Below are 25,442 nucleotides of genomic sequence, written 5' to 3' on the forward strand. Positions count from 1 at the left end.
TGCGCCCTCAACCATTGGGGCCGCTTCGGTTCAGTCCCTTGCGGGCAAACGATCGCGCGCAAGCGCAGTCCAGAAATCGACCCCCAAGGGTAGCAATTCATCATTGAAATCGTAATCGCTGGAGTGCAGCGGTTGCCCATGCGGTCCGGTTTCGCCATTCCCCATCAGCAGAAAACAGCCCGGAACGGCCGCGCTGAAATGGGCGAAATCTTCGGAAAAGCTCATGGGCTGGCGGTCGGGGATGGTGTCGGCGCCGATGGATTGTGCGGTCCGAACAACGGCCTGTGTGGGTTCCTCGGCATTGATTGTTTCGATGAATTCCGTGTTGAACATGACATCGACCGAGACCCCGTGGGCGATGGCCACACCGCGTGCGATTTCGCGCATCAGGCCCTCGATAGTGATGCGGTCTTCGGGGCTGCGGGCGCGGACGTCGCCTTTCAAGGTCGCATGTCCCGGCAGAACATTGCGCTGCCCATCGGTCAGAAACTCGGTCACTGACACCACGGCCCCGGCACCGGGGGCAAGTTTGCGCGATACGATGGTCTGCAATGCCTGCACCATGTCCGCGCCAATGGTGATCGCATCGCGCCCTGCTTGCGGCATCGAGGCATGACCCCCCTGACCGGTGATGGCAATCTCGAACAGGCTTTCTGAGGAACAGATCAACCCGGTCCGCGTCGATATCTGCCCGACAGGGGCACCGGGAAGGTTGTGAATGGCATAGATCTCGTCCACCGGAAACTGTTCCAGAATCCCTTCATCAATCATCGCCCGCGCGCCGAGCCCATGTTCTTCATTGGGCTGGAACAAAAAAACTATGGTGCCATCGAAGCTGGGATCAGCAGCCAGTTCCTGCGCGGCGCCCAATAACATCGACATGTGGCCGTCATGCCCACAGGCATGCATCACGCCGTCGGTCTCCGAAGGGTAATCGTGCTGGCTGGTCTCATGGATTGGCAGGGCATCCATATCAGCGCGCAGCCCGATGGCCCGGTTGCCTGTACCCGCTTTCAACACCCCCACGACGCCGACGCCTTCGTGAACGTCCAGCCCAAGGTCGCGCAGAAACTCCGCTACTTTGGCCTTGGTACGTGTCTCATCGAACCCAAGTTCCGGGAAGCGGTGAAAATCTTGCCGCAAGGCAACTAGCTTTTCTTGATTGGACTCCAAGTGCGTTCCCCTGACTGGTTAGTAAATCGTTGGTGCGGGTGACCCGGGCATAGTCAAACGCGCGGACCGGGAAATGGCAACGGGTGCAACAGATAAAATCCGGCCTTACCCGGGTTGCGCTCGAATCCTTTCGCCGACCGTGATTTCGGTGGGTGCAATGCGCGTGCCGTAAATCAGCCGCTCGACCCCTTGCCCCTGCGCGACCTCGAACGCGGCCGCGTAGGCTGGGTCGATATCCGCGGCCAGCGCGAACCGGTCGCAATCGGTGCGCTGCACCAGATACAGCATGATCGCGCGGTGCCCCTGCGCCGCCATCTCCGCCAATTCGCCCAGATGTTTTGTGCCGCGCGCAGTGACGCTGTCCGGGAACTCGGCCAGTCCCGGTTGGCGAGACAGGGTGACGCTTTTGACCTCGACATAGGCATCTGGCAGGCCCGGTTGGGTCAATAAAAAGTCGATGCGGCTGTTTTCGCCGTATTTCACCTCGGGGCGGACGGTCCTATAGGCAGCAAGTTCCTGAATCTCACCAGCTTCCAGTGCCGCGCGCAGGGCTTTGTTGGGAACCGAGGTGTCGACCCCGGTAAAGTGTCCATTTTCATGATCGACTAAACGCCAGCCGTATTTCAGTTTCTTCTTCGGGTCGTCATTGGGCTCAAGCCAGATTTTCTCGCCCGGCTCCGCCAGACCCATCATTGAGCCCGGATTGGCGCAGTGTGCGGTCACCTCGCGCCCGTCCTCCAACGTGCAATCGGCGAGGAAGCGTTTGTAGCGTCGGATCAGGCGGGCGGGGACAAGGGGGGTTTCAAATTTCATGCCTCAGGGCCTATACCTGCCCCAAAGGTCGATCAAGAGGGAGGCACGCGCCATGGCCAATCCAACCGCTGCAATGCTGGTGATCGGGGATGAAATCCTTTCAGGCCGCACCCGAGATGCGAATATGCATTACCTCGCCGGTGAACTGACCAAACATGGCATCGATCTGAAAGAGGTGCGCATTGTCAGCGACGACGCATCCGCCATTGAAACGGCGGTCAAGGCGTTGTCGGAAGCCTATGACAATGTCTTTACCAGCGGTGGGATCGGCCCGACCCATGACGATATCACCGCCGACAGCATTGCCCGTGCGTTCGACACGCCTATCGACGTGCGCGAGGATGCGCGCGCTTTGTTGCAGGCCCGCTATGACAAATCCGGGCAGGAGTTGAACGCGGCCCGCCTGCGTATGGCGCGCATTCCGGACGGGGCGGCGCTGATCGACAATCCGGTTTCGACCGCGCCGGGGTTCACCATTCAGAACGTGCATGTGATGGCCGGGGTGCCCTCGGTGTTTCAGGCGATGGTTGCCAGCGTGTTGCCCGGCCTGACCGGTGGCAGCCCGTTGTTGTCGCAAACCCTGCGCGTAGAACGTGGTGAGGGTGATATCGCGGGACCGCTGTCCGCCTTAGCTGAAGATTTCTCGGACCTGTCCATCGGCAGCTACCCGTACCAGATCAACGGCGTGTTTGGGGCGAACGTGGTTGTGCGCGGCACAGACGGGGCACGGATCGACGCGGCTGTCACCCGGTTGGCGAAAGAGCTTGATCTGTGAGCGTCAACTGGTCCGACATCGTTGACGGCACCTGGCCCGCTGCGGGCTATGAACGGCTGGGTCCGTTTCAGCTGCGACAAGGGCAGGGCGGCGGATCGCGGGTGTCAGCGGCCAGTGCATTGGGTCCGGCGACCGAAGCTGATATCAACGGTGCCGAGGCTGCGATGCAGGCGATGGGGCAAAAGCACCTGTTCTGTCTGCGTCCGGGGGATGAGGCATTGGATGCTCAGCTTGCCGCGCGCGGGTATGAGGTTCTGGATCCGGTTAACATCTATGCCTGTCCGACAGGCCTCCTCACCGATACACCGATCCCGCGCGTGATGGTCTTTCCCACGCCGGAACCCCTTGCGATCATGCGTGAAATCTGGGCGCAGGGGGGAATTGGCCCGGCGCGGGTTTCCGTGATGGATCGGGTGAAAGGCCTAAAAACAGGGCTGCTGCTGCGCCGCGACGATCAACCCGCCGGTACTGTATTTGTCGCGATACAGGACGGTGTTGCGATGGTTCACGCGCTTGAGGTTCTGCCGCAGCACCGGCGACACGGGTTGGGTGCCTGGGCGATGCGCGCAGCAGCCTTTTGGGCACAGGAAAACGGTGCCGAAACACTCAGCGTGATCTGCACCAAGGCGAATGCTGCGGCCAACGGGCTTTATCACGCACTTGGGATGGAGATTGTCGGCGAATACCACTACCGTCAGCTTGTCCAAGGAGAGAGCCTGACGTGACCGACCAGAATATGCCCACCGCGCTGAATTTGCCGATGGTGGACCCGCTGCCGCCCGAGACGCAGAAATATTTTGATATCTGTGTGGAAAAGCTGGGCTTTGTACCGAATGTGCTGCGGGCCTATGCGTTTGATATCGACAAGCTGAACGCATTTACGACGACGTATAACGATCTGATGCTGGGCGACAGTGGGCTGAGCAAGCTGGAACGGGAAATGATCGCCGTGGTCGTGTCGGCGATCAACAAATGCTTTTACTGCCTTGTGGCCCATGGCGCAGCGGTGCGGCAATTGTCGGGCGATCCACAACTGGGTGAGATGCTGGTGATGAACTACCGTGTGGCGCCACTGGACCCGCGACAGCGCGCGCTGCTGGATTTCGCCGCCAAAATGACGACTTCCAGCGCCGAGATCGAAGAGCCCGATCGCCAACACCTACGGGATGTCGGGCTGACAGACCGGGATATCTGGGACCTTGCCAATGTCACCGGATTTTTCAACATGTCGAACCGGGTTGCCAGTGCTACGGCCATGGCCCCGAACGACGAATATCACACGCAGGCCCGATGACCCGAATTGCCTTTCTGATCCTGGTGTTGCTGGCCGGACCGCTTGCCGCGCAAGACCTGACCCTGCCTAGCGGCGCGCGCCAGCTCAGCGACCGTGTCAGCCCCTTGGACAGTTACGATCTGCCAACTGGTCCCTTTGCCGATGGCAGCCTGCCCGTGCGCCACGTCGAAGGGCAGGTTGAGCGCATCACATGGCGTGTGCAATCGGGCTCTAGCACCACGTTGCAATTGTTGGCGCCATTGCGTGAACAGATCATCGCGCAGGGCTATGAGGTCTTGTTCGAATGCGAAGCTCGGAACTGCGGCGGATTCGACTTTCGCTTCGGAACCGAGGTGGTGCCGACCCCCGACATGTATGTCTCGATCCAGGATTACCGCTTCTTGGCTGCCACGCGCGGGGATGAGGTGCTGAGCCTGCTGGTCAGCCGCAACCCGCCCAGCGGCTATGTGCAGATGATCCGTGTCACCCCGGTTGGTGTCGCTGCTCCACCACCGCTGGTGATCGAGGAAACGGTCAGTGGTTCGGACGGCCTGCTGAGCGAATTGGCCCAGAACGGGCATGTGATTCTGGACGACCTGCATTTCCGTACCGGTGAGATCACGCTGGGTGACGGGCCCTTTGCCTCTCTGGATTTGATTGCCGGGTATTTGGCCGACAATCCGGGTACGCGGCTGGCGTTGGTGGGCCACACAGATGATACCGGCGCGCTGGATGCTAACATCTCGGTTAGCACGGGTCGGGCGCAAGCGGTGCGAACCCGCCTGATCGAGGCGCATGGGGTTGCCGCCGACCGGCTTGAGGCGCGGGGGATTGGGTATCTGGCGCCGTTGACGTCAAACGCGACCGCCGAAGGGCGCGACCTGAATCGCCGGGTTGAGGCCGTATTGCTGGTCAATTGATCGCACCGACTTAGGTCAGTGAGAGGACCAAGAGTGAAGGAGCCCGCCATGGCCGATCAGACACAAACCCCTCAGGCATTGATCATCGGCGCGGGGGCAGGCCTGTCGGCCTCATTCGCGCGGGCCTTGGCGCGGGATGGATATGCGCTGCACTTGACCGCGCGCGATATCGCGAAACTGGAACCACTGGCTGCCGAAACGGGTGCGACGCTTCATCAGCTGGACGGTACGGATGCCACGGGCGTGGCGGCGTTGGTCGCCGATCTGCCGGGTGAATTGCGTGTGGCCTGTTACAACCCCTCGGCCCGGCAGCGTGGTCCCATCACCGATCTGGACCCCGAAATGGTACGCATGGCGGTTGAAGTAACGGCCCACGGGGCCTTTTTGTTAGGGCAGGCCGCTGCCCGCCGCATGCTGGACCAGCCGATGCGGGACAACCGGCGCGGAACGATTCTGTTCACCGGTGCCTCGGCTGGGGTCAAAGGCTTTCCGCTGTCCGCACCCTTTGCCATGGGCAAATTTGCACAACGCGGATTGGCGCAATCCATGGCGCGCGAGTTGCACCCCAAAGGCATCCACGTGGCGTGGGTCAATATCGACGGTGGCATCCGCAATGCGTCCCGTCCGGAACGGGTTGAGGCCACGGACAACCCCGACAGCATGTTGGACCCGGACGCCATCGCGCGGGAATACATGCATTTGGTACATCAGGACCGATCCGCCTGGAGCAACGAGCTGACCTTGCGTCCTTGGGTCGAGCGTTTCTAAAAGACAATCAAGAAAAAAAGACCCGCACTGATGCGCGGGCCGTCGAGGTTCACCGGGGGAGATATTTCCTGTTACTTGCACTGTCACTGGCAAAAGAGACGATTTGTCGACAAAACGAAGACGATCTGTGGTTGTTCTTAGACTAATCGCCTTCGGTTGGCTCTGACCGTCAGGGTTTCTGACTGCGACGTTGATTTCGCAAGCGCGCAATCAGGCCATTTTCCGCGATCCAGTCAGCATAGGCGTGATAGTCCTCGTCGGTCATAAGATGCTTTTCTTCCGTCTTGGCGCGCGCGTAATACAGTGCATTCACCCCCAACAACAAAATGCAGCTTTGAAGGGCGGCCGCTGGTCCGACGGCCGAAAGAAATGGCATGTAAAGCATCCACCACATGATGTTTTTGGACAGATAGGCAGGATGCTTGGAATAGCGAAACGGCCCGGTCGTGATAATCCCGCGATGGGTCAGGTTCGAAAAACGAAGCCCGAACGCAGCGGTTGCCCAGGCATAGATTATGGCAAGCAACAGAATTACGCCGCCCCAAACAATCAAAAGCACAGGCTGATCCGACAGCCAATCCGTCCATGATTGCGTGCCTGCGCGATAGTCGAGCGGGCCGCCAGCGGTCATCAACGCGAAGGGGGGATAACACACCAGCGCAGCGACCCAGGCAGACAGATACGGGTTCGCAGTTCTAATATGTGAATCGAGAACCCGGAACGTGCAGACATAGCCAATCGACCCGATGCACACATCCACAAGAAAGGAAACCTGGATCAAGAGCAGGATGAGCGACACTGGATCGGCAAAAAAGCTCTCTAGATCCGCGTTGGTCACGAAACTGACGATCTGCGGTAGGATGGTGATCATGAAGGCCAGGAAAAACCCTTTGACCAGCCATGTCCTGCAATGGTCTTTGATCTTGTCAGAATCCACGACGGAAAGCTGCAGGGTGATCAGCTTACCAAAGTGCCAAAGTTCGTCGCGCGGCTCGACCATGTGGCGGGTGGTGAAGGCAATATAAGCTGGGGACAGAATCCAAATTATAGGAAACCACGCAAGGGTCAGTGCGCGAACCAGCTCGTATTTCGACGAGTCGTAGGTCGGAATGATCTGGTAGGCCATGGCGATGACGAAAAAGGTCGCCCCAAGGCCCAGGGTCTTTGTTACCGTGATTGAGACAACATCTGAAGAGTGCCTCCTAAGCCTATAATCCAATCCTGTTGAGGCGCGCAAATGGGCCTTGTCCAGCAGGATAGACGACACAATCATCGGAAGCGCGGCACCCGCCAACAACAACTGAATGGACTGCAACAACGGCGTGTCGAAATAGACGGCTGCCAATGTTGCTGCAAAAAGGCCGACTACGCCAATCAGGCCAGTGATTTCGCTTACGGCTGAAACCGGGGGCGTTTTCGACCCTGTTGACGATGCAGGACGTGCGTCGCCATCGGCGTGCTCGGTGCTATTCTCGGTCTGAATAGCTGTATTCATTTGTTCAGCCTGTTGAGCATCGGGTCAGTCCACCCAATCCATCAGGCCTTTTTCCGCAAAGGACTGAACCAGGAAATCGATGAACGCGCGTACTTTGGGCTGCGTGAAGCGGCCGGGTGGATAGACGGCATAGATACCCTGCACCTCATCGGGCAATGACGGCATCGCATCCAGTACCTCGCCGGATTTCAGCGCCTCGGCATACAGGTAGCTGGGCAGATACGCGATCCCCAGCCCCGAGATCGCCGCGTTCAACAGCGACTGACCGTCATTCACGCTGAGCCAACCGGCGGTGCGCACTTGTCTTTTTTCACCTGACGGTGCCGTCAACCTCCAGACATTGCCCGAGGATTGGCTCGAGTAATGCAGCAGCTTGTGTTCATTCAGATCGTCGATTTTCTGCGGACGACCGAATTTCTCGATATAGCTGGGCGCGGCGACCATCCGTTTCACGGTTTCGGTCAGTTTACGTGCGCGCAGGGTGCTGTCCTCAAGCTCACCAATGCGTACGGCGACGTCGAAGCCTTCGGAAATCAATTCCACGTAACGGTTGTTCAGAACCATATTCACGGTGATATCCGGGTACGCGGCCAAAAAGTCCGACAGCACCGGCGACAGATGGTTCACCCCGAAATCCGTCGCCACGCTGATTCGCAGCAAGCCAGAAGGTGCCGATTGCATTGAGGTGACCAGCGCATCCGCTTCGCCCGCGTCATTCAGTACGCGGCGCGCGCGGTCGTAATAGGCCAGCCCGATTTCGGTCGGGGATACCCGACGCGTGGTGCGGTTCAGCAATCGTGCGCCCAGCCGTGCCTCAAGGCTTGATACATGCTTTGATACTGCAGATTTAGAAATACCCATCTTCTTGGCCGCATCGGTGAACCCACCCTGATCCACCACATTGGCAAAGGCTTCCATTTCGGTCAGTCGGTCCATACTCGTTCCCCGGGTGTTTTGTCTCTGCCTGACTTTGGCGCCCAATCTGGGCGGAAACGGGGCAGACATGGGATAATATCAGGGATTTAATTGCTATCGTTTGCAGATGGGAAACGCGGAAACAATAGTTTCCAAGGTGACTACACCCCAAAAAAGACAAAGGGTTTAGGGGCATTGGCGCGAATATGCTAAGATGAGAATGGCAAATTTGTGACCACGGAGGAGATCATGAAAGCCTTTTTCGCCCTTGCTGCCCTGTGCCTGTCCGCAACCCTTGCGTTGGCCGGTGGAGAAACGCCATCCAACCCCGAAGCAAAGGTTTATTTCGTCAATCTGGCGGACGGGGATACCGTCAAGTCCCCTGTGACGGTGGTCTTTGGTCTTAGCGGCATGGGCGTGGCCCCGGCTGGGACCGAGAAGGAAAACACCGGTCACCATCATTTGCTGATTGACCGCCCACCGCTAGGTGAGGGCGAAGACGGCGCAGATGAGCTGGCCTATGGTTTGCCCGCAGACGACAATCACCTGCATTTTGGTGGCGGTCAGACCGAAGTGACGCTGGACCTTGCCCCCGGTGAACACACGCTGCAACTAGTGTTGGGCGATGCAGGGCACGTGCCGCATGCAACACCAATTGTGTCCGAGGTGATTACGATTACGGTGGAGTAGTCACCAGAACTGCCAGCGAAAACGGTTTACATTAATTTGATTGTCGGAAACTCTGCCTCGGAACAAGTTGGAGGCGGCATGTCGCTTGAGTTTTTTCTGACATCTCTAATTGTGGTGCTATTGCCCGGGACCGGTGTGATATACACGCTGGCCGTTGGTCTTGGGCGCGGTTTTCGCGCCAGCCTTGCGGCCGCAGTTGGATGTACAATTGGAATCGTTCCGGCAGCGCTTGCCAGTATCATCGGGCTTGCCGCGCTTTTGCATACCAGCGCGCTGGCGTTTCAGCTCATCAAGTATCTGGGTGTCCTTTATCTGTTTTATATGGCTTGGGGGATTCTCAAAGATGGCGGCGCATTGGAGGTCAATGCCGAGAAATCCTCGGTAAGCCACGTCAAAATCGCGGTGACCGGAACTTTGATCAATGTTCTGAACCCCAAACTATCCTTGTTCTTTCTGGCCTTCCTGCCACAGTTCTTACCGGCAGGTACGGCGAACGCAGGGCTGGAACTGATCAAGCTCGCCCTTGCCTTCATGGCACTGACCTTTGTGGTCTTTGTTGGATACGGAGCCTGCGCGGCGCTGGCGCGGGATTATGTCATTCACCGACCATCCGTCATGACCTGGATCAAGCGGTGTTTCTCAACCGCGTTTGGTGCGCTGGGCGTCAAGCTCGCGCTTTCCGAGTAACCTTTGTACGAACTCAGAGGCTAGCCGCCAACCGTGTGCCCTGATTGATCGCCCGCTTGGCGTCCAGCTCTGCCGCTACATCCGCGCCACCAATCACGTGCGGGGTGATGCCGCGATCGATCAGCGCGTTGGCAAGGCAGCGTTCAGACACCTGACCAGAACACAGAACAATCGTATCCGCTGGGATGACAGTCGGATCAGCGCGTTCTTCGCCAAAGGTTACATGCAGGCCGTCCTCGTCGATGCGTTCATAGTTCACGCCGCCTACGAAATTGACGTTTTTCATCTTTAGCGTTGCGCGGTGAATCCATCCCGTAGTTTTGCCCAGCCCTTTGCCGTGTGCCTGCTTCTTGCGCTGCAACAGGGTGATCTGCCGCTTAGGAGCCTCGGGCTGCGGGCCTTCGGGGGCCAGGCCCGAGCGGTGATCCTCGGGGTCGGTCACACCCCATTCCTTCATCCAGACGGGCAATTCGGTTGTGGGGCTATGTCCGTCTTCAATCAGGAATTCGGACACATCAAAACCAATGCCGCCTGCGCCGATCACGGCGACGGACGCACCGACCTCGGCCTTGTTGCGCAGCACGTCGATATAGCTGAGGACGTTGTCCCGATCCTGTCCCGGTATCTGCGGATCGCGAGGGGTAACACCGGTGGCGATGATCACTTCGTCAAAACCGGTCAGGTCATCGGCACTAATCTCGCGGTTCAGTTCCACTTTCACACCCAGATCAGCCATCATGGTGCGGTACCAGTCGACCAGGCCCCAGAACTCTTCTTTACCCGGTACCTGTTTGGCCATGTTCAGCTGACCGCCAATTTCACTGGCGCGGTCGAACAGGGTGACCTCATGGCCGCGCTGGGCGGCGGTCATGGCGGTGGATAGACCAGCCGGGCCAGCACCGACAATAGCCACCGTCTTGACCGTATCTGCCTTGGCAATCTCCAACTCGGTCTCGTGGCAGGCGCGCGGGTTAACCAGGCATGAGGTCAGCTTGCCGCTGAACGTGTGATCCAGGCAGGCCTGGTTGCAGGCGATACAGGGCGCGATCTTGGCGCTGTCCCCGGCAATCGCTTTGTTCACGAAATCCGCATCCGCCAGCATTGGGCGGGCCATTGAGACCATATCGGCGCAGCCTGTCGCCAAAACCTTTTCGGCCACTTCCGGTGTATTGATCCGGTTTGAGGTGATCACGGGGATCGAGACCTTGCCCATCAGCTTTTTGGTCACCCACGCAAAGGCGGCGCGGGGAACACTGGTCGCAATCGTCGGAATCCGTGCTTCGTGCCAACCGATGCCGGTGTTGATGATCGTCGCACCGGCCTGTTCGACCCGCCGCGCCAATTCCACCACCTCATCATGGGTCGAGCCGTTGGGGATCAGGTCAATCATCGACAGGCGGTAGATGATGATGAAGTCCGTTCCCACCGCCTCGCGCGTGCGGCGTACGACTTCGATGGGCAGGCGCATCCGGTTCTCATACGACCCGCCCCAACGATCGGTGCGCTTGTTGGTGTGGGTTACAAGGAACTGATTCAGGAAATACCCTTCAGAGCCCATGATCTCGACCCCGTCATAGCCTGCCTTCTGGGCCAATCGGGCAGCGTTGACGATATCGCTGATCTGTTTCTCGATGCCGTCTTCGTCCAACTCGTTTGGCGGAAACGGCGAGATCGGAGACTTCACAGGGCTGGGGGCCACACATTTCGGGCCATAGGCATAGCGGCCCGCGTGCAGGATCTGCATCGCGATCTTGCCGCCTGCTTCGTGTACCCGCTGCGTCACGATGGAATGGTTCGCCACTTCTTTGTCGTTGGTCATCATTGACGCACCCGGCAGGACCGAGCCTTCAAGGTTCGGGCCAATCCCGCCCGTCACCATCAGTGCCACGCCACCCCGCGCACGGTCGGCATAGAACTCGGCCACGCGGTTCCAGTCGCCGGTTTCCTCAAGCCCTGTATGCATCGAACCCATCAGCACGCGATTCTTCAACGTGGTAAAACCCAGATCCAGCGGGGCCAGCATGTTTGGGTACGCAGTCATGGCGAAACTCTCCCTCACGAATTTGCAACCTAAATTGACGCGCGCGTAAACTTTGTCACGCGAAACCTAACGTCACCCCCTTTGCGGACCTCGCGGCGCTTGTTAGAGGTTGCCTGAACATCCCCATGAGGCCACGCATGACCCCCGAAGAAATCGCCAAACTGCCCTATCGCCCCTGCGTCGGGTTGATGCTGATGAATGCCGACGGCAAGATTTTTGTCGGCCAGCGTAATGACCGCCATAAGGACGCGTGGCAGATGCCACAGGGTGGGGTGGACAAGGGTGAGAACCCCCGCGTTGCTGCCTTGCGTGAGCTATGGGAAGAAACAGGCGTGACCGCTGATCTGGTCAAGGTGGTGGCCGAGACCGATGGCTGGCTGCCTTATGACCTGCCGCATGAGATTGTGCCCAATATCTGGAAAGGCCGTTTTCGCGGGCAGGAACAGAAATGGTTCCTGCTGCGCTTTACCGGCCGCGACGATCAGATCAATATCGCAACGGATCACCCGGAATTCACCCGCTGGAAATGGCAAGACCCCGGCAAGCTGATCGCGGAAATCGTGCCCTTCAAGCGTGAGGTCTATGAGCAGGTGGTGGACGCGTTCGCCGATTATCTGTCATAAACCAGCATGCAGATCGAAGATATTTGGCCGAAATATCGCGCTCGTCTAAAGGCGTTTTTGCATTCGCGCGTGTCCAATGCGGCGGATGTGGATGACCTGCTGCAAGAGATTTCGGTCAAGGTCTTCACCGGCCTGCCTGATTTGAAAGATCCGGCCAAGCTGCAGCCGTGGCTGTTTCAGACGGCGGATCGCACTATCATTGACCACTATCGCAAATCGGGCCGTGCGCAGGCGCATCCGGATGACCTGTGGTATCATCGTGATGATCCCGAAACCCGTCAGGATCTTGAAGGCTGTGTCGAACCCTTCATTCGGGGTTTGCCCGCCGAGACCGCAGATAGGTTGATGGCCATAGACATCAATGGCATGTCACAACGCGATTATGCACAGGCGCATGGGCTGTCCTATTCGACCCTCAAGTCACGCGTTCAAAAAGGTCGGTCCGAGCTGCGCAAGGCGTTTGAAGACTGCTGCAATATTTCGATGGATGTGCGGGGAAACATCTCGGACGTGCAGGAAAAATCCACCAATTGCAGAAAATGTTGATCTGATCGTCGTCTTTTTGGCGTGGGCTTCGTCTGACAGGTGAAGCAACCAAAAGGAAAGACCAATGATCCGTATTATCAGCTTTAAAATCTGCCCCTTCGTTCAGCGCGTCACGGCGCTGCTTGAAGCCAAGCAGGTGCCTTATCAAATTGACTTCATCAGCCTTAGCGACAAGTCTGATTGGTTTCTTGAGCTGTCGCCCACAGGCCAGGTGCCGGTGCTGGTGACCGAAGGCGGCACGCCGCTGTTCGAGTCAGACGCAATCGCTGAATATCTTGATGAAGTCGCTGCCCTGCTGCAACCCGATCTGACGCCCGAACAGCGCGCCTTGAACCGAGCGTGGAGCTATCAGGCCAGCAAACACTATCTGGTTCAGTGCAGCACCATGCAAAGTGCGGACAGCGCGGTATTTGGTGAACGCGTGACCAAATTGAACGCCGCCTTTGCCAAGGTGGAAAAACAACTGGGCGATGGTCCGTTCTTTGCAGGGGAAACGCTGGGCAATGTGGATATGGCATGGCTGCCCTTGTTGCACCGCGCTGCGATTGTCGCCGATCACAGTGGGCACGACATGCTGGCCGATTATCCCAAGGTGAAAGCGTGGCAGCGGGCCCTACAGGCCACGGGCATTCCGCAGAAATCCGTGTCCGACGACTTTCACGACCGCTTCACCGATTTCTATCTGACTGAGCGCACCTGGCTGGGTCGGGGTGCGAATGTGAACGAGGCTCCGTCGGCGACCGAAGTGAAACAATCCGGTGGCTGCTGCGGCTGATCGTTCACCGGCCCGCACGTTGGCGTGAGAGGGCGTGGTCGCATGTCCTAGCCCTCTCTAGCTTGGTGCGTATGAAAGACACCGCGCATCCCCAGCCCGCCATTGCCCCTGCCGGACGCAAGTTCACAGGCACCGACCGTCGTGCCCCCTTGCGTGGCGGTTTGCAAAGTTGCAGTGAATTTGGCGCGGGACAGACAGCGGGGCGGTTTTACCCCATCGCCTGCGTCGCGCTTGAGGTCACCCAGCACTGCAATCTGGATTGCACGCTATGCTACCTCTCGGACCGGGCCGAGATGACCTTTGACCCACCGCTTTCGGTTCTGTTTGCACGGCTCGCCACGATCCGCAGCCACTATGGCACAGGTGTCTCGGTACAACTGACGGGCGGTGATCCGACCCTGCGCAAGGTCGAGGATCTTGAGGCCCTGTGCTGCGAGATCCGCCGTCTGGGCATGCGGTCCTGCCTGATGACCAACGGTATCCGCGCCAGCCGGGCTTTTCTGACGCGGCTGGCAGCGGCAGGGTTGGATGATGTCGCCTTTCACGTCGACCTGACCCAGGAACGAAAAGGGTTCAGCTCCGAGGTCGAATTGAACACCGTGCGCCGCGCCTACATCCGCCGCGCGCGCGGGTTGGGGTTGCGTATCCTGTTCAATACCACCGTGTTTGGCGGCAATTTCGGCGAGATACCGAAATTGGCCCGGTTTCTGCGTGACCGCCCCGAGGTTACCTTTGTGTCGTTCCAGATGCAGGCCGATACCGGGCGTGGTGTTCTGCGCGTGCGGCCCGATGCGATCACGCAGGACAGTGTGACGCGCGCGATCGAAGCAGGCTACGGCACGCCGCTGCATTTCGACACTGCTGCCGTTGGGCATTCCAAATGCAATCGTTATGCCAGTGTGGTCACCGCTGGAGGGCGCGCGGTCTCGTTGCTGTCGAACCGGCGGCTGGTGCATCGGGTGATCGCCGCGCTTGAGGGCGTTGACGATAAGCAGGACGCGCATATCCGCATCCGCCCCAAACTGCGGCGCATGATCTGGCGGCACCCGCTTCTGGCCTTGCGGGCGCTTGGTCATCTGGCGTTAAGCGTGGTGCGTCTGGGATCAGGGCTGCTGCGCGGCCCGGTGCGGCGGCAGGCCGTGTTCATCCATAACTTCATGGCGGCGGATGCGCTTGAGGAGGATCGCTGCGCCTCATGCGTGTTCATGGTCGCGACGGCCAACGGACCGCTGTCGATGTGTGTACACAATGCGCAGCGCGATATGCATCTGGTCAGCCCGGACCGGATCGAAGGCCCGACCGGCCCAAGCTGGTGGAACGCCGCCGTGCCGCGCCTGTCTGGTGGGCCGGATCTGCCCGAGCTTGGCGACCCCTCGCTTGCCCCGCTGAAGCGGCTCAAGGGTCAGATGCGGGCCCTGCGCCAGACCCGGAAGGACGCGTCATGAGATACCTGCTGATCCTGCTGCTGCCCTTGCTGGCCGCCTGCGCCAGTGTTGAGCGTTTGGCGCTGCCCGCGCCTGAGACCTTGCCGGGGCAGACCTTGACCAGCTACGCGCCACTGCCCGGACAACGGGTTGATCACGGTGATTGGACGGCTTTCCTGTCCCGTTATGTCGCGCCGGATGCGCAAGGTGTAAATCGGCTGGCTTATGGGCAGGTGACGCAGGCCGACCGGGCGCGGCTGGATGGTTATCTGACCGATTTGCAAGCCGTGGATCCGATGCAACTGACCCGCGATCAGCAGCTGGCCTATTGGATCAATCTCTATAATGCAGTGACGGTGGATGTGGTTCTTGATAACTATCCCGTGGCCTCGATCCGCGACATCAAAGACGGGCCGCTGTCGATCGGCCCCTGGAACCGACCTCTGGTTGAGGTGGCGGGGCAGACGCTGACCCTGAACGATATCGAACATCGCATCATTCGACCCACATATGATGAGCCCCGCATTCACTATGCGTTGAACTGCGCGGCCGTGGGTTGTCCCAATCTGATGAGCCGCGCTTGGCAGGCCGAGACCTTGGAGCAGGACTTTGCCGCGGCCGAGCGTGCCTATGTCAATGATCCGCGCGGGGTGCGGTTCAATGATCGCGGGAGGCCTGTCCTGTCAAAAATCTACATCTGGTTCCGCGAAGATTTTGGACCAAATGAACAGGCCGTGCTGTCCTATATTCGAACGGCCGCCGATCCCGACTTGCGGGCCCGATTGCAGCAAACACAGCGGGTCAGGGCGTATGATTACGATTGGCGGCTGAACGACGCGGCCGGTTCATAGCACGATCTTCCGATCACACCTGGCCGAGAATACCCTGCGGGAGTTCCACGACGCGGTTCATGTCGGGTGTCGCAACAGGCACAAGGATACCGCGCCGATACCAGGCCGGTCTGTGGCGATTGCTTTGAACGTTCCGGACGTGACTTAGATGAGCATCGCTATCATCGACCTGACCCAAAGCAATGTGGTCAAGAATAATCCGTTCCCACTTGTCCAGATTCTTCCACGAACGCGGCGCGTTCTTCATCATGATCTTTCGGTCACGATGGGCCTGATGCACGGCGTTCGAACACATCCGCATGTGCAGCAGATACAGCCCTTCAGGCATGTTTACAGTGTAGGAAGATGACCCTCGAGGGTTTATGTGAACCCCATGGTTTTCCAGCCGCATGCCATTTCGTACCGCAAACGCCTTGGAATACCTGGCAAGAACCAGACCATAGCGCCGCTGGGCGGTGATAGGGTCTGGCGTCAGTTCCTTTTCGCTTTCGTGCTGGAAAACCTCAAGGCCGAGAGCAAAGGCGAACGGAACATCCTGACGCTGCAGGATCTCGGGCACGGTTCCATATGCCCTGTCCGCGACAATGAACTCATCCGAATCCGTGCGAATGACCCATTCATAGGAACTGGACAGAAATTGAACGAAGCGATGCAGCATTTCGAACCGCCACGTGTCGAAATTCGCGACCGGCTCCCTTGGGACAGTGATGCAGTTGCACCCTTGGGCAATCTCACGGTGCCGTGGGTCGGCACCATGAGAGACGATAAAAAGGTTTTCGCGGCCCAGCATGTCGCCGTAATAATCGCACCAGCGCGCCAGCATTTCATAGTCGCGGTACACCATCGTCAGCGCAGCTATTTTCATGCGATGCCCTCTGTCCGGCCCTGACTTTTTACAGCAAGCCTGCGGCGCGCAGCAGTTCCTGCATATTTGCTTCGGGCCTTGGGCCGATATGGCTGATCACTTCGCGGGCGCAGACATTGCCGATGCGGGCGCAGGTCTCATAATCGCGACCGGTGGCCATGCCATACAGGAACCCGGCGGCAAACTGGTCGCCCGCGCCGGTCGCGTCCACCGGCACCACCTTTTCCACCGGAACATCGGTGCGTTGGCCGTCATATAGAACCGTTACCCCGTCACCCGACCGGGTACACACAACCAGAGGGCAGATCGCGGCGGTCTTTGCTAGCGCTTCTTCCAGATCGTCGGTTTCGAACAGCGACTTGATCTCGGCCTCGTTGCCGATGACGAAATCCAACTCGTTCTCGATCAGCAGCAGGAAATCGACCCGGTGACGTTCCACGCAGAACGGGTCCGAAATAGCGATGCCCGCCATTCCGCCGCCTTTGTGACAGTTTCGCGCAGCCTCAAGAAACGCCGCCTTGCCCTTTTCCTTGTCGAACAGATACCCCTCAAGGAACATAAGCTGGCTGTTGCCTGCCACGTCGCTTGAGACGTCTGCTGAGGACAGCTCGGAAGAAATCCCCAAATAGGTGTTCATCGACCGTTCCCCATCTGGCGAGACAAAGATCATTGAGCGCGAGGTCGGCAGTTCGCCACCCGGCACCGGCGGGTTCACGAAATCCACGCCATCCTCGTTCATCGCATCTGCATAGAACCGGCCCAGCGCGTCATCATGCACCCGCCCGATAAACGCGGCATCCAGCCCCAGTGCGCCGGCCCCGGCGATGGTATTTGCCACAGACCCGCCCGGTGTCTGAACCCGACCTTCCATCGAGGCATACAGCACCTCGCCGCGTTCCTGTTCGATCAGCTGCATGATGCCTTTTTCGATGCCCATCAGTTCCAGGAAACTGTCATCGGCCTGGGAAATCACGTCCACAACGGCGTTTCCGATGCCAACAAGCTGGTAGGTTTTCATAGGTTCTTGTCCTCAAATTCGCAGAGATCGCGGATGATACAGGTGCCGCACATGGGTTTGCGCGCCTTACAGTGATAGCGGCCATGCAGGATCAGCCAGTGATGTGCATGCAGCTGGAAGTCGGTTGGAATGTTGTCTTCGATGGCACGCTCGACCGCGTCCACGTTTTTGCCCGGGCAGATGCCGCTGCGATTGCCGACACGAAAGATATGGGTGTCCACCGCCTGCGCCGGATAGCGCCACCACATGTTCAGCACCACATTCGCCGTCTTGCGCCCCACCCCCGGCAGTGATTGCAAGGCCGCACGGGAATTGGGAACCTCGCCGCCATAGTCTTCAACCAGAATACGGCTGAGCTTGATGACGTTCTTGGCCTTTTGCCGGAACAGGCCGATGGTCTTGATATGTTCGATCAGGCCCTCTTCGCCAAGATCCAGCATCTTTTGCGGCGTGTCGGCAACCTTGAACAACGCGCGTGTGGCTTTGTTGACGCCCGCGTCCGTCGCCTGCGCAGACAGCGCCACAGCAACGACCAAGGTGTAGACGTTGACGTGCTCCAACTCGCCCTTGGGTTCGGGGTCGGCGTCATGGAAACGCGTAAAGATCTCGCGGATCGTATGATAATCGAGTTGTTTTGCCATCCGGGCCTTAATGCCGCCCGCTGGCCCGTGACACAAGCCCAAAGCCAATGCGCAAGTTCCGGGTCGCTTGGACGTGGCCTGCGCGCTATGGTTTACCCCAGATAATGAGGTGAAAGACATGAACGTCCAGACTCCTGAAAGCGGCTATCACTACAACGTCATGCGACGCGCGATCGAGTTGATTGATCAGGGCGGAGAGCCCCTCAGCCTGGATGAGCTGGCCCGCCAGATGGACATGAGCCCGGCGCATTTCCAACGCCTGTTCTCACGCTGGACCGGCGTGTCACCGAAACGGTACCAGCAATACCTGACTTTGGGTCACGCTAAGGCGCTGCTGCGCGAACGGTTCACGACGTTGGAAACCGCCCACAATGTCGGTCTGTCCGGCTCTGGCCGTCTGCACGATCTGTTCCTGAAATGGGAATCCATGAGCCCCGGCGAATATGCCCGCAAAGGGGCAGGACTGACGATTTATTGGGGCTGGTTCGAAAGCCCCTTTGGTCCGGCGCTGGTGATGGGCACCGACAAAGGCATTTGCGGCATGGCCTTCGGCGCCGAGACCGGTGAAGAAGACGCGATGGAGGATATGCTGTCGCGCTGGCCACAGGCGGACTTTGTCGAGGACCCTATGCGCCTGCGCCCGTGGGTGCTGAGCGCGTTTGGATCGGTCAGCGACCGCTTGGAGCCTACGCCCCTATACCTGATCGGCTCACCTCTGCAGATCAAGGTGTGGGAGGCGCTGATGCATATCCCTTCGGGCCAGGTCACCACCTATTCCGAGATCGCGCAGTGGGTGGGGTCCCCGCAGGCCGTGCGAGCGGTTGGTACGGCGGTGGGGCGCAATCCGGTCAGTTGGTTGATCCCCTGTCACCGCGCGCTGCGGAAATCTGGTGGGTTGGGGGGGTACCATTGGGGTCTGCCGGTCAAACGCGCCATGCTGGCCTATGAGGCTGCACAGGCGGAAGCCTGAAAACAGAGCGAGGCACCGTAAGGTGCCTCACAATTGGATTAATCAAACTTGATTACTCTGAGGCCCAGCCACCGACGGATTTGACTTCCAAAAAGTCCTCCAAGCCCCAAACGCCGCCTTCGCGTCCGTTGCCGGATTGCTTCATCCCACCAAACGGTGATCCGGCACTGCGTGACTGGCCATTCATTTCAACCATGCCCGACCGCAGCACCCGCGCCATACGATTGGCGCGCGCGGGGTCTTGTGTCTGGACATAGTTGGTCAGACCATAAGGCGTGTCATTGGCGATCTCGATGGCATCTTCTTCGGTGTCGAAGGGCATCATGGTCAGGACCGGGCCAAAGATTTCTTCACGCGCGATAGTCATCTGATTATTGGCGTCGGCAAAGACGGTGGGGCGGACGTAGTAGCCCTTGTTCAAACCCTCGGGCCGTCCGGTGCCGCCAGCAACCAGACGCGCGCCCTCATCAATGCCCTGTTGGATCAGGTCCTGAATCTTGGTCCATTGCACCTCGTTCACCACAGGGCCGATATGGCGACCTTCCTCAAGCGCGGGACCAACGGTGACTTTGTTGGCTACCTCTGCCGCAATCTCCACCGCCTGATCATAGATCGGGCGCTGGACCAGCATGCGGCTGGGCGCGTTGCAGCTTTGGCCGGTGTTGTTCATCATGTGCAGCACACCGCGTTTAACGGCCTTTTCATCGGCATCGGCAAAGATCACGTTCGCGCCTTTGCCGCCCAGTTCCAGATGCACTTTCTTCAGCGTTTCGGCCGCAGCCTTGGAAATCGCGGTTCCGGCACGGGTCGATCCGGTAAAGCTGACCATATCCACATCTGGGTGTGCCGAAAGTTGCGAGCCGACGCCCACCCCATCGCCATTCACCAGATTGAACACGCCGGGCGGAAAGCCTGCGGCGTCCATCATCTCGGCAAAGATCATCGCGTTCAGCGGGCTTTGCTCGGATGGCTTCAGCACCATGGTACAGCCCGCAATCGCCGCAGCACCGACTTTGAGCGTGATCTGGTTCATCGGCCAGTTCCACGGTGTGATCAGGGCCGCAACGCCGACGGCCTCGTGAATGATGCGGTCATTGGGGGCATGATCGCCCAACGGGCGTTCGAACGGGAAATCCTTTGCGGCGCGGATGAAGTTCTTGAGGTGATAGATGCCCGCACCTGCTTGCGAACTGCGTGACATATCCAGCGGTGCGCCCATCTCAAGCGACATAGCCTGCGCCAGATCTTCCGAGCGGGTTTGATAGACCTCGACAAGTTTTTCCACCAGCGCGATCCGTTCCGCAACCGGAGTGGCCATCCAGCTGGGCAGAGCCGCCTTGGCCGCAGCGACGGCGGCATCCGTATCGGCCTGCGCGCCCAACGAGATCACCGCGCAGGGTTCCTCGGACGAGGGGTTGATCACGTGAAAGTCATTGGCCGCCGAGGGGGCGACCCACTGACCGTTGATATAGAAATCGCGTTTTTCGATCATAGCGCATCCTCCTGTGCCAACAGCCCGAAGCCGGGAATCGCGGCCACTCTGTCACCAGGGCAAGGGCACGGCAAGGGAAAATTTGATCAAATTATTTGACGCCCTTATGTGGTTTAACAATCGCGCAAAGTGTTTAGGTTTACGGCAACCGACTCGGGTTTTTCACAATAAAGGAGATTCGCCATGGGTTTGCGCATCAATGATACGGTTCCGAACTTCACTGCAGAGACGGATCAGGGCACCATTCAGTTCCATGATTGGATCGGTGACAGCTGGGCGATCCTGTTTTCGCACCCCAAAGATTTTACTCCTGTTTGCACCACCGAGTTTTCGGCTGTGGCGCAGCTGAATGACGAATGGGCGGCTCGCAATACCAAGGTTCTGGGCGTGTCGGTCGACGGGGTCGAGGATCACAAGAAATGGAAAAAAGACATCGAGGCTTACGGCAACACCAACCCCGGCTTTCCGATCATCGCCGATGACGGGCTGGCGGTGTCCAAGGCGTTCGACATGCTGCCAGCCGAGGCGTATCTGCCCGACGGTCGCACGCCTGCAGACAGCGCCACGGTGCGCTCGGTCTTTATAATCGGGCCGGACAAGCAACTGAAGCTGTCGATGACCTATCCGATGACCGTGGGCCGGAACTTTGCCGAGATTCTGCGCGCGCTGGACGGATTGCAGATGTCGGCCAAGGGCGTTGCGACGCCTGCCAACTGGGTGCCGGGTGAAGACGTGATCATCCCGCCTGCCGTGTCCAACGATGAAGCGAAAGAAAAGTTCGGCGAGTTCGAGACGATCTTTCCCTATCTGCGCAAGACCAAGGCACCGTCGTAAGGCGGCACCGGGTCTGGGGGGCTGTCTGCCCCCCTCGCGCCTAACCGCGTACATCCCCCGAAGGTATCTTCAGCCAGATGAAGTAGGCGGGCGCTGTGGGTGCAGGTGCAGCTTTGCCCGATAAGCTGCGCGTTTGAATTCGCGGGTCAGTTTATCCGACAGTGGCGGTTTGGTTTGGATGGTCGACCCACCGATTTCGCGCGCCACCTCTTGATTGCCACTGCCCAGCAGGGCGTGGATGGGTTGGCCGGTCAGCCAGTGCATTTGCATGAAGGTATCTACCGGGCGGTCAATCTGTTCGGTGGCGGCAAGCAATCGTTTGGCCGCGTGCCGACCCACCATCTGACAGACGCATTGCAACCCGATCACCTTGGGCAGGATCAGCCGAAGCCCGTTCTGTTCGGCCAGAGTCTGAACCGGGACCTCGCGCTGCTTTACCGGAATGCGGATATAATGGTCGGGTGTGGCGATCGGGGCCAAAACCTTGAGCGTCTCGGCCATGCGGGCGGGGTCGATACGTAGGTCATCTTCGGTGATGATGGCCAGATCAATTTCTTCATCGACCAGCTTGCGCCAGATGCGGCGATGGCTTTCGAACACGCCGATTTCAGCCGGACGCAAAGCAAAGGGGTAATGCGGGCGGTGCAGATTGCCGGGATGAAGCTGAACACCGGCGATCTGGTCAGGATCACGGCCATTCACGGCCTCGAACAGTTCGGCATTTGGCAGATCGGCGCACAGCTTGTCGGCATTGGGTCGCCGGGCGGTGCTAGAGGACATATGGATGATAAAAGATCGCATGATCCCGTGCATAGAACACGGGACCATGCGGGGGAAGAGGAACCGGATAGAAACTCTGCCCCCGTGCGCACTCAGAACCCGTAACGCAGGCCGACATTGACACTGAACGTGTCGATATCGTCTTCGACAGAGCCGGTGGAGGCTCCGTTGGGTGCCACGCGGTTGGTTGAGACGTCGAAGGCGCGAGAATAGCGGGTATCGAGGGTTAATGCAGTGGTTTCGTTGACCTCATAAGCCACGCCGGCGATGACTTGGGCTGCAAAGTTCGTCTCACTGTCGTCCAGCCGCACGCCCGGCCCGTAAGAGATGTCGATATCGGAATAGGTTACGCCAAGACCCAGACCCACATAGGGTGTGAAAGCGCTGTTTTGCTTGATGTCGAATAGCACATTGCCAAACAGCGAGGTCTGCGTGATATCGCCCGATGTATTCCCCTCATTTCCGGGGCCGTTGCCCGAGAAGTTGACGCCGTCCACGTCGTTGTCGCGGTAGGACAATTCCAGTTCGACCCGGGTGCCGATGCGGTCATTAGACCATTGTGGAATTTCCTTGCCAACGGCGATACCCAACCCATAGCCCGCGTCAAAATCGGTGTCCACGGATTGTGCCGATCCGTTGACCGTGCCGCCGAAGTCGCTGTCTTGCAATTGGCTGTAGCCTGCGAAGCCTTGAATATAAAGGCCATCAGTCAGGCTTTGGGCAGCCAGTGCCGACGCGCTGACCGTCAGGGCCGCCGAGGCGAGAATGAGACGAGAAACCATAACCATGTCCTTTGTTCCGAATTGGGTACAAGGCACATGTGGGCAATTGAGACGCGAAAAGAAGGCGCGGGACCTTCACGTTGAGTCACAGGTTATTTGCACGGTGTGAGTGAATAAATCCGCCTTGAATTTCAGGTTTGATCTTTCCTGGGCTTGGGCGCTTTGGGCTCGTTCATCAGGGGAGCGGTCCAAAGCTCTTCGACAAAGAAACTGAGCAGTTGAAGCCGCCCCGTGACATCTGCCTTACGATAAATCGCTGCGCTTTGTGCCTTGATCGTCCCTTCTTTGGTCTGCCTGAGTTCGGCGATTTCTGCGATGGACAGCCCTTTGATGGACAGCAGCGCGACATCACGTTCAGCGTCGCTGAGTTGCCATTCGCTGAACTGGTTGTCGATGATTTGGGCAAAGGCACCCTGCGCCACGCCAAGCTGACGCTGCATTTCGCGCACGCGCCGATTTTGCGTGCGTATCAGGGTAATGGTTGCGGCCAGTCCCCCCATCAGCGCCAGCGACAGAACCAGTTCAAACCCGTGCAGATGGCGGAACCCTGCACTTTCGCCTCCGGTCCAATCCAGGATCGCGTCGGTCAAGAAAAAGGCGGCGCAGAGGGCCTGCACCACCAGAAGAAGCCAGAGTAAAGACGTCTGTGAGAGCTTCATGGCGCTCCTTTGATTTCGCGCGGTCAGTCGTCGTCTTTTTCGATTTCGATGGCGGTCACCTCGCCATTCGTCTCGGTCAGGACCAGTTCAGTTTCCACGCCATCCTTGCTGAGTTCAACCTCGATCTCACCATCTTCGAACTCGATCTCCTCGATCTGGTATCCCTGCGCCTCTAGGGTCGCCCGGATTTCGGCCTCGCTGGTTCCCAGTTTGTCGCCAAGCCCTACGTTAGCCAGAGCCAAGGCCGGGGCAGTTACGATCAGGCCGGTCAGTGTCAGCATCTTGAAGGTTTCCATATCGCATCTCCTTTTGTGCATTGCGTCGATGCGATCGAACTGGGGATGGCCCCCGGCTGCTGCGATTGGATTTTGGTTGAAACTGGCGGGTTTAAACCAAGGTTTACGCCGCAATTTCAACGAAACAGGGGCATTTAGGCCTTACGGTTCTGAACGCAACCAATTTGTGGTAGGGTGTTGTCGGGGGAATAATCTACAGGCATGCGACCAACGACGTCGGGATTTTCAGACTGTGCATAACAGGAGAAGACGATGGGTTTTACTGATTGGTATATTGAAGGCGACGCTTTTGGGAACTGCAACTGCGGGTATGCATGCCCTTGCCAGTTCGAAGAATTGCCAACCCATGGCCATTGCCGCGGGTTTGAAGTGTTGGAAGTTTCAAAGGGGCATTTTGGCGACACGAATCTAAGTGGTACGAAGGCTGCTCTTATCTATGCTTGGCCGGGTCCCATTTTCGAGGGCGGCGGTGAAATGCAGGTGATCATCGATCCAAGTGCCTCGGACGCCCAACGCGCCGCATTGGAAAAGGTCTTTCACGGCGAAGAGACCGAGGAAATGGCGACCCACTGGCACGTTTTCCGTACGATGTGCGACAACGTTCACGAGACTCTGTATGTGCCGATTGATTTTGAGATGGACATGGACGGGCGTACGGCCCAGGTCACCATCGGGGATGTGCTGAAATCTTCCGGCGAACCGATTCAGGCACCGCATGGCGGTGGCCCGCATCGCGTACGGATCGATATCCCCGGCGGTATCGAATTCACCCTGGCCGAGATCGGCAGCGCGTCGACCAAGGCAGACGCGGCGATCAAACTGGACCTGAACGACAGCTACGGTCAGTGGCATGTCATGAAGCACGGGCCGACAGGGGTGGCGCACTGATTGTCGAGCAGCGCCGCATTTGTCCAAAACCCGAATTGCGGCGCAGTTCTCACTACATATCGAGTGTTCGAGCGCCTTTGAATGTCTCGAACCCGTTGGTTGTCTCGGTCAGTTCTGCCTCGTAATGGGCAATCATTGACATTGCGATGGGCTCGATCTGCTCGTGCCAGACTGGCCCTTCGTAGAAGTCATTCTTTATCCGCTCTCTTGCTTCCAAAGAGGGGAAAGCGCGCATCCAGTGTACTTTGTTGGCATCCTCCAGATCGCGGAGTGGCCCAAAAACAAGCATGCCTGCATCGCGCAGAGCAGAGCGGTTATGCTTTTCAAAAAACGCAATAAATTCCTCCCGGAGGCCGGGTTTCAGCGTGTAATGACGAATTTCCAGGATCATTGCATTGCCTCACAGAAGAACTCTTTAACTGTCGCCATGGTTCGAGGACGTTTCAAG

At 58.5% G+C, this 25,442-nt stretch carries 29 protein-coding genes; 15 read left to right on the top strand and 14 right to left on the bottom strand.

The window, feature by feature from the left end:
- Window positions 1-30: 30 nt before the first annotated feature.
- Both ACR0DL_RS09505 and sfsA read right to left on the bottom strand, forming a co-directional pair.
- The gene (locus tag ACR0DL_RS09505; RefSeq protein WP_254429515.1) at window positions 31-1,173 is read right to left on the bottom strand and encodes an amidohydrolase; all 1,143 of its coding nucleotides are present in this window, start codon (window positions 1,171-1,173) and stop codon (window positions 31-33) included.
- 105 nt (window positions 1,174-1,278) lie between these two features.
- Window positions 1,279-1,986, bottom strand: coding sequence for a DNA/RNA nuclease SfsA (gene sfsA, locus ACR0DL_RS09510; protein ID WP_480688796.1), 708 nt, complete (start codon window positions 1,984-1,986; stop codon window positions 1,279-1,281).
- 52 nt (window positions 1,987-2,038) lie between these two features.
- Here sfsA and ACR0DL_RS09515 point away from each other — a divergent pair, with 52 nt between their 5' ends.
- The 5 genes from ACR0DL_RS09515 to ACR0DL_RS09535 are packed head-to-tail and all read left to right on the top strand — an operon-like array spanning window position 2,039 to window position 5,722.
- Window positions 2,039-2,761, top strand: a complete 723-nt coding sequence (locus ACR0DL_RS09515; protein WP_170349770.1) for a competence/damage-inducible protein A — start codon at window positions 2,039-2,041, stop codon at window positions 2,759-2,761.
- Window positions 2,758-3,486, top strand: coding sequence for a GNAT family N-acetyltransferase (locus ACR0DL_RS09520; protein ID WP_480688798.1), 729 nt, complete (start codon window positions 2,758-2,760; stop codon window positions 3,484-3,486). The genes ACR0DL_RS09515 and ACR0DL_RS09520 overlap by 4 nt, the downstream gene beginning before the upstream one ends.
- 11 nt (window positions 3,487-3,497) lie before the next feature.
- Complete coding sequence (locus ACR0DL_RS09525; RefSeq protein ID WP_480688872.1) at window positions 3,498-4,055, top strand: peroxidase-related enzyme; 558 nt, start codon at window positions 3,498-3,500, stop codon at window positions 4,053-4,055.
- On the top strand, window positions 4,052-4,954 hold the full coding sequence (locus tag ACR0DL_RS09530) for an OmpA family protein (RefSeq protein WP_170360773.1): 903 nt from the start codon (window positions 4,052-4,054) through the stop codon (window positions 4,952-4,954). The genes ACR0DL_RS09525 and ACR0DL_RS09530 overlap by 4 nt, the downstream gene beginning before the upstream one ends.
- Window positions 4,955-5,002: 48 nt before the next feature.
- Window positions 5,003-5,722: an SDR family NAD(P)-dependent oxidoreductase gene (locus ACR0DL_RS09535; RefSeq protein ID WP_480688800.1), complete on the top strand. Its 720-nt coding sequence runs from the start codon at window positions 5,003-5,005 to the stop codon at window positions 5,720-5,722.
- Between the two features lie 169 nt (window positions 5,723-5,891).
- Here ACR0DL_RS09535 and ACR0DL_RS09540 read toward each other — a convergent pair whose 3' ends face one another.
- Window positions 5,892-7,217 (bottom strand): methyltransferase family protein, encoded by a 1,326-nt coding sequence (locus tag ACR0DL_RS09540; RefSeq protein ID WP_480688802.1) that lies wholly within the window; start codon window positions 7,215-7,217, stop codon window positions 5,892-5,894.
- A gap of 24 nt (window positions 7,218-7,241) precedes the next feature.
- Complete coding sequence (locus ACR0DL_RS09545; RefSeq protein ID WP_170349776.1) at window positions 7,242-8,153, bottom strand: LysR family transcriptional regulator; 912 nt, start codon at window positions 8,151-8,153, stop codon at window positions 7,242-7,244.
- 228 nt (window positions 8,154-8,381) lie between these two features.
- On the opposite strand from ACR0DL_RS09545, the gene ACR0DL_RS09550 reads away from it, so the two are divergent.
- Both ACR0DL_RS09550 and ACR0DL_RS09555 read left to right on the top strand, forming a co-directional pair.
- Entirely contained in the window at window positions 8,382-8,822 is a 441-nt protein-coding gene (locus ACR0DL_RS09550) for a DUF4399 domain-containing protein (protein ID WP_170376221.1), read from the top strand.
- 78 nt (window positions 8,823-8,900) lie between these two features.
- Window positions 8,901-9,509, top strand: coding sequence for a LysE family translocator (locus ACR0DL_RS09555; protein WP_170349778.1), 609 nt, complete (start codon window positions 8,901-8,903; stop codon window positions 9,507-9,509).
- Window positions 9,510-9,522: 13 nt separating this feature from the next.
- Here the strand turns inward: ACR0DL_RS09555 and ACR0DL_RS09560 are convergent, their stop codons facing one another.
- Complete coding sequence (locus ACR0DL_RS09560) at window positions 9,523-11,550, bottom strand: 2,4-dienoyl-CoA reductase FMN-binding domain-containing protein (protein ID WP_480688804.1); 2,028 nt, start codon at window positions 11,548-11,550, stop codon at window positions 9,523-9,525.
- 137 nt (window positions 11,551-11,687) lie between these two features.
- Between ACR0DL_RS09560 and ACR0DL_RS09565 the strand changes: the two genes are divergently transcribed.
- From ACR0DL_RS09565 to ACR0DL_RS09585, 5 genes are all read left to right on the top strand, one after another.
- Window positions 11,688-12,173 (top strand): RNA pyrophosphohydrolase, encoded by a 486-nt coding sequence (locus ACR0DL_RS09565; RefSeq protein WP_480688806.1) that lies wholly within the window; start codon window positions 11,688-11,690, stop codon window positions 12,171-12,173.
- 6 nt (window positions 12,174-12,179) lie between these two features.
- Window positions 12,180-12,719: an RNA polymerase sigma factor SigZ gene (sigZ, locus tag ACR0DL_RS09570; protein WP_480688808.1), complete on the top strand. Its 540-nt coding sequence runs from the start codon at window positions 12,180-12,182 to the stop codon at window positions 12,717-12,719.
- 64 nt (window positions 12,720-12,783) lie between these two features.
- The gene (locus tag ACR0DL_RS09575; RefSeq protein ID WP_480688810.1) at window positions 12,784-13,494 is read left to right on the top strand and encodes a glutathione S-transferase family protein; all 711 of its coding nucleotides are present in this window, start codon (window positions 12,784-12,786) and stop codon (window positions 13,492-13,494) included.
- A 71-nt stretch (window positions 13,495-13,565) separates the two neighbouring features.
- Entirely contained in the window at window positions 13,566-14,939 is a 1,374-nt protein-coding gene (locus tag ACR0DL_RS09580; protein ID WP_480688812.1) for a radical SAM protein, read from the top strand.
- On the top strand, window positions 14,936-15,769 hold the full coding sequence (locus ACR0DL_RS09585; RefSeq protein WP_170549924.1) for a DUF547 domain-containing protein: 834 nt from the start codon (window positions 14,936-14,938) through the stop codon (window positions 15,767-15,769). The genes ACR0DL_RS09580 and ACR0DL_RS09585 overlap by 4 nt, the downstream gene beginning before the upstream one ends.
- A 13-nt stretch (window positions 15,770-15,782) precedes the next feature.
- Here ACR0DL_RS09585 and ACR0DL_RS09590 read toward each other — a convergent pair whose 3' ends face one another.
- From ACR0DL_RS09590 to nth, 3 genes are read right to left on the bottom strand one after another with little or no spacing between them, the layout of a single operon-like run.
- Entirely contained in the window at window positions 15,783-16,634 is an 852-nt protein-coding gene (locus ACR0DL_RS09590) for a glycosyltransferase family 2 protein (protein ID WP_170549921.1), read from the bottom strand.
- A gap of 28 nt (window positions 16,635-16,662) precedes the next feature.
- Window positions 16,663-17,652, bottom strand: coding sequence for an adenosine kinase (locus ACR0DL_RS09595; protein WP_170376205.1), 990 nt, complete (start codon window positions 17,650-17,652; stop codon window positions 16,663-16,665).
- A complete protein-coding gene (gene nth / locus ACR0DL_RS09600; RefSeq protein ID WP_366553148.1) occupies window positions 17,649-18,293 on the bottom strand; it encodes an endonuclease III in 645 nt (214 codons plus the stop codon). Before nth ends, ACR0DL_RS09595 begins: the two co-directional genes overlap by 4 nt.
- Window positions 18,294-18,411: 118 nt before the next feature.
- Between nth and ACR0DL_RS09605 the strand changes: the two genes are divergently transcribed.
- Window positions 18,412-19,263, top strand: coding sequence for a methylated-DNA--[protein]-cysteine S-methyltransferase (locus ACR0DL_RS09605; RefSeq protein WP_480688814.1), 852 nt, complete (start codon window positions 18,412-18,414; stop codon window positions 19,261-19,263).
- A gap of 52 nt (window positions 19,264-19,315) precedes the next feature.
- Here the strand turns inward: ACR0DL_RS09605 and ACR0DL_RS09610 are convergent, their stop codons facing one another.
- Entirely contained in the window at window positions 19,316-20,755 is a 1,440-nt protein-coding gene (locus ACR0DL_RS09610) for an aldehyde dehydrogenase family protein (protein ID WP_480688816.1), read from the bottom strand.
- A 183-nt stretch (window positions 20,756-20,938) separates the two neighbouring features.
- Between ACR0DL_RS09610 and ACR0DL_RS09615 the strand changes: the two genes are divergently transcribed.
- Window positions 20,939-21,589, top strand: coding sequence for a peroxiredoxin (locus ACR0DL_RS09615; RefSeq protein ID WP_480688818.1), 651 nt, complete (start codon window positions 20,939-20,941; stop codon window positions 21,587-21,589).
- Window positions 21,590-21,658: 69 nt separating this feature from the next.
- Here ACR0DL_RS09615 and ACR0DL_RS09620 read toward each other — a convergent pair whose 3' ends face one another.
- From ACR0DL_RS09620 to ACR0DL_RS09635, 4 genes are all read right to left on the bottom strand, one after another.
- Window positions 21,659-22,390 carry a glycosyltransferase family 25 protein gene (locus tag ACR0DL_RS09620; RefSeq protein ID WP_480688820.1) on the bottom strand — a complete coding sequence of 244 codons (732 nt, stop codon included), beginning with the start codon at window positions 22,388-22,390 and terminating at the stop codon, window positions 21,659-21,661.
- 71 nt (window positions 22,391-22,461) lie between these two features.
- On the bottom strand, window positions 22,462-23,151 hold the full coding sequence (locus tag ACR0DL_RS09625) for an outer membrane protein (RefSeq protein ID WP_170515889.1): 690 nt from the start codon (window positions 23,149-23,151) through the stop codon (window positions 22,462-22,464).
- Window positions 23,152-23,282: 131 nt separating this feature from the next.
- Window positions 23,283-23,810 (bottom strand): helix-turn-helix transcriptional regulator, encoded by a 528-nt coding sequence (locus tag ACR0DL_RS09630; RefSeq protein WP_480688822.1) that lies wholly within the window; start codon window positions 23,808-23,810, stop codon window positions 23,283-23,285.
- A gap of 23 nt (window positions 23,811-23,833) precedes the next feature.
- The gene (locus tag ACR0DL_RS09635) at window positions 23,834-24,106 is read right to left on the bottom strand and encodes a PepSY domain-containing protein (RefSeq protein WP_170360740.1); all 273 of its coding nucleotides are present in this window, start codon (window positions 24,104-24,106) and stop codon (window positions 23,834-23,836) included.
- 252 nt (window positions 24,107-24,358) lie between these two features.
- On the opposite strand from ACR0DL_RS09635, the gene ACR0DL_RS09640 reads away from it, so the two are divergent.
- Complete coding sequence (locus ACR0DL_RS09640; protein WP_480688824.1) at window positions 24,359-24,994, top strand: DUF1326 domain-containing protein; 636 nt, start codon at window positions 24,359-24,361, stop codon at window positions 24,992-24,994.
- A gap of 52 nt (window positions 24,995-25,046) precedes the next feature.
- Here the strand turns inward: ACR0DL_RS09640 and ACR0DL_RS09645 are convergent, their stop codons facing one another.
- A complete protein-coding gene (locus tag ACR0DL_RS09645) occupies window positions 25,047-25,385 on the bottom strand; it encodes an NIPSNAP family protein (RefSeq protein WP_170360736.1) in 339 nt (112 codons plus the stop codon).
- Between the last annotated feature and the right edge of the window lie 57 nt (window positions 25,386-25,442).

Source organism: Ruegeria sp. BB5, from assembly GCF_056539405.1.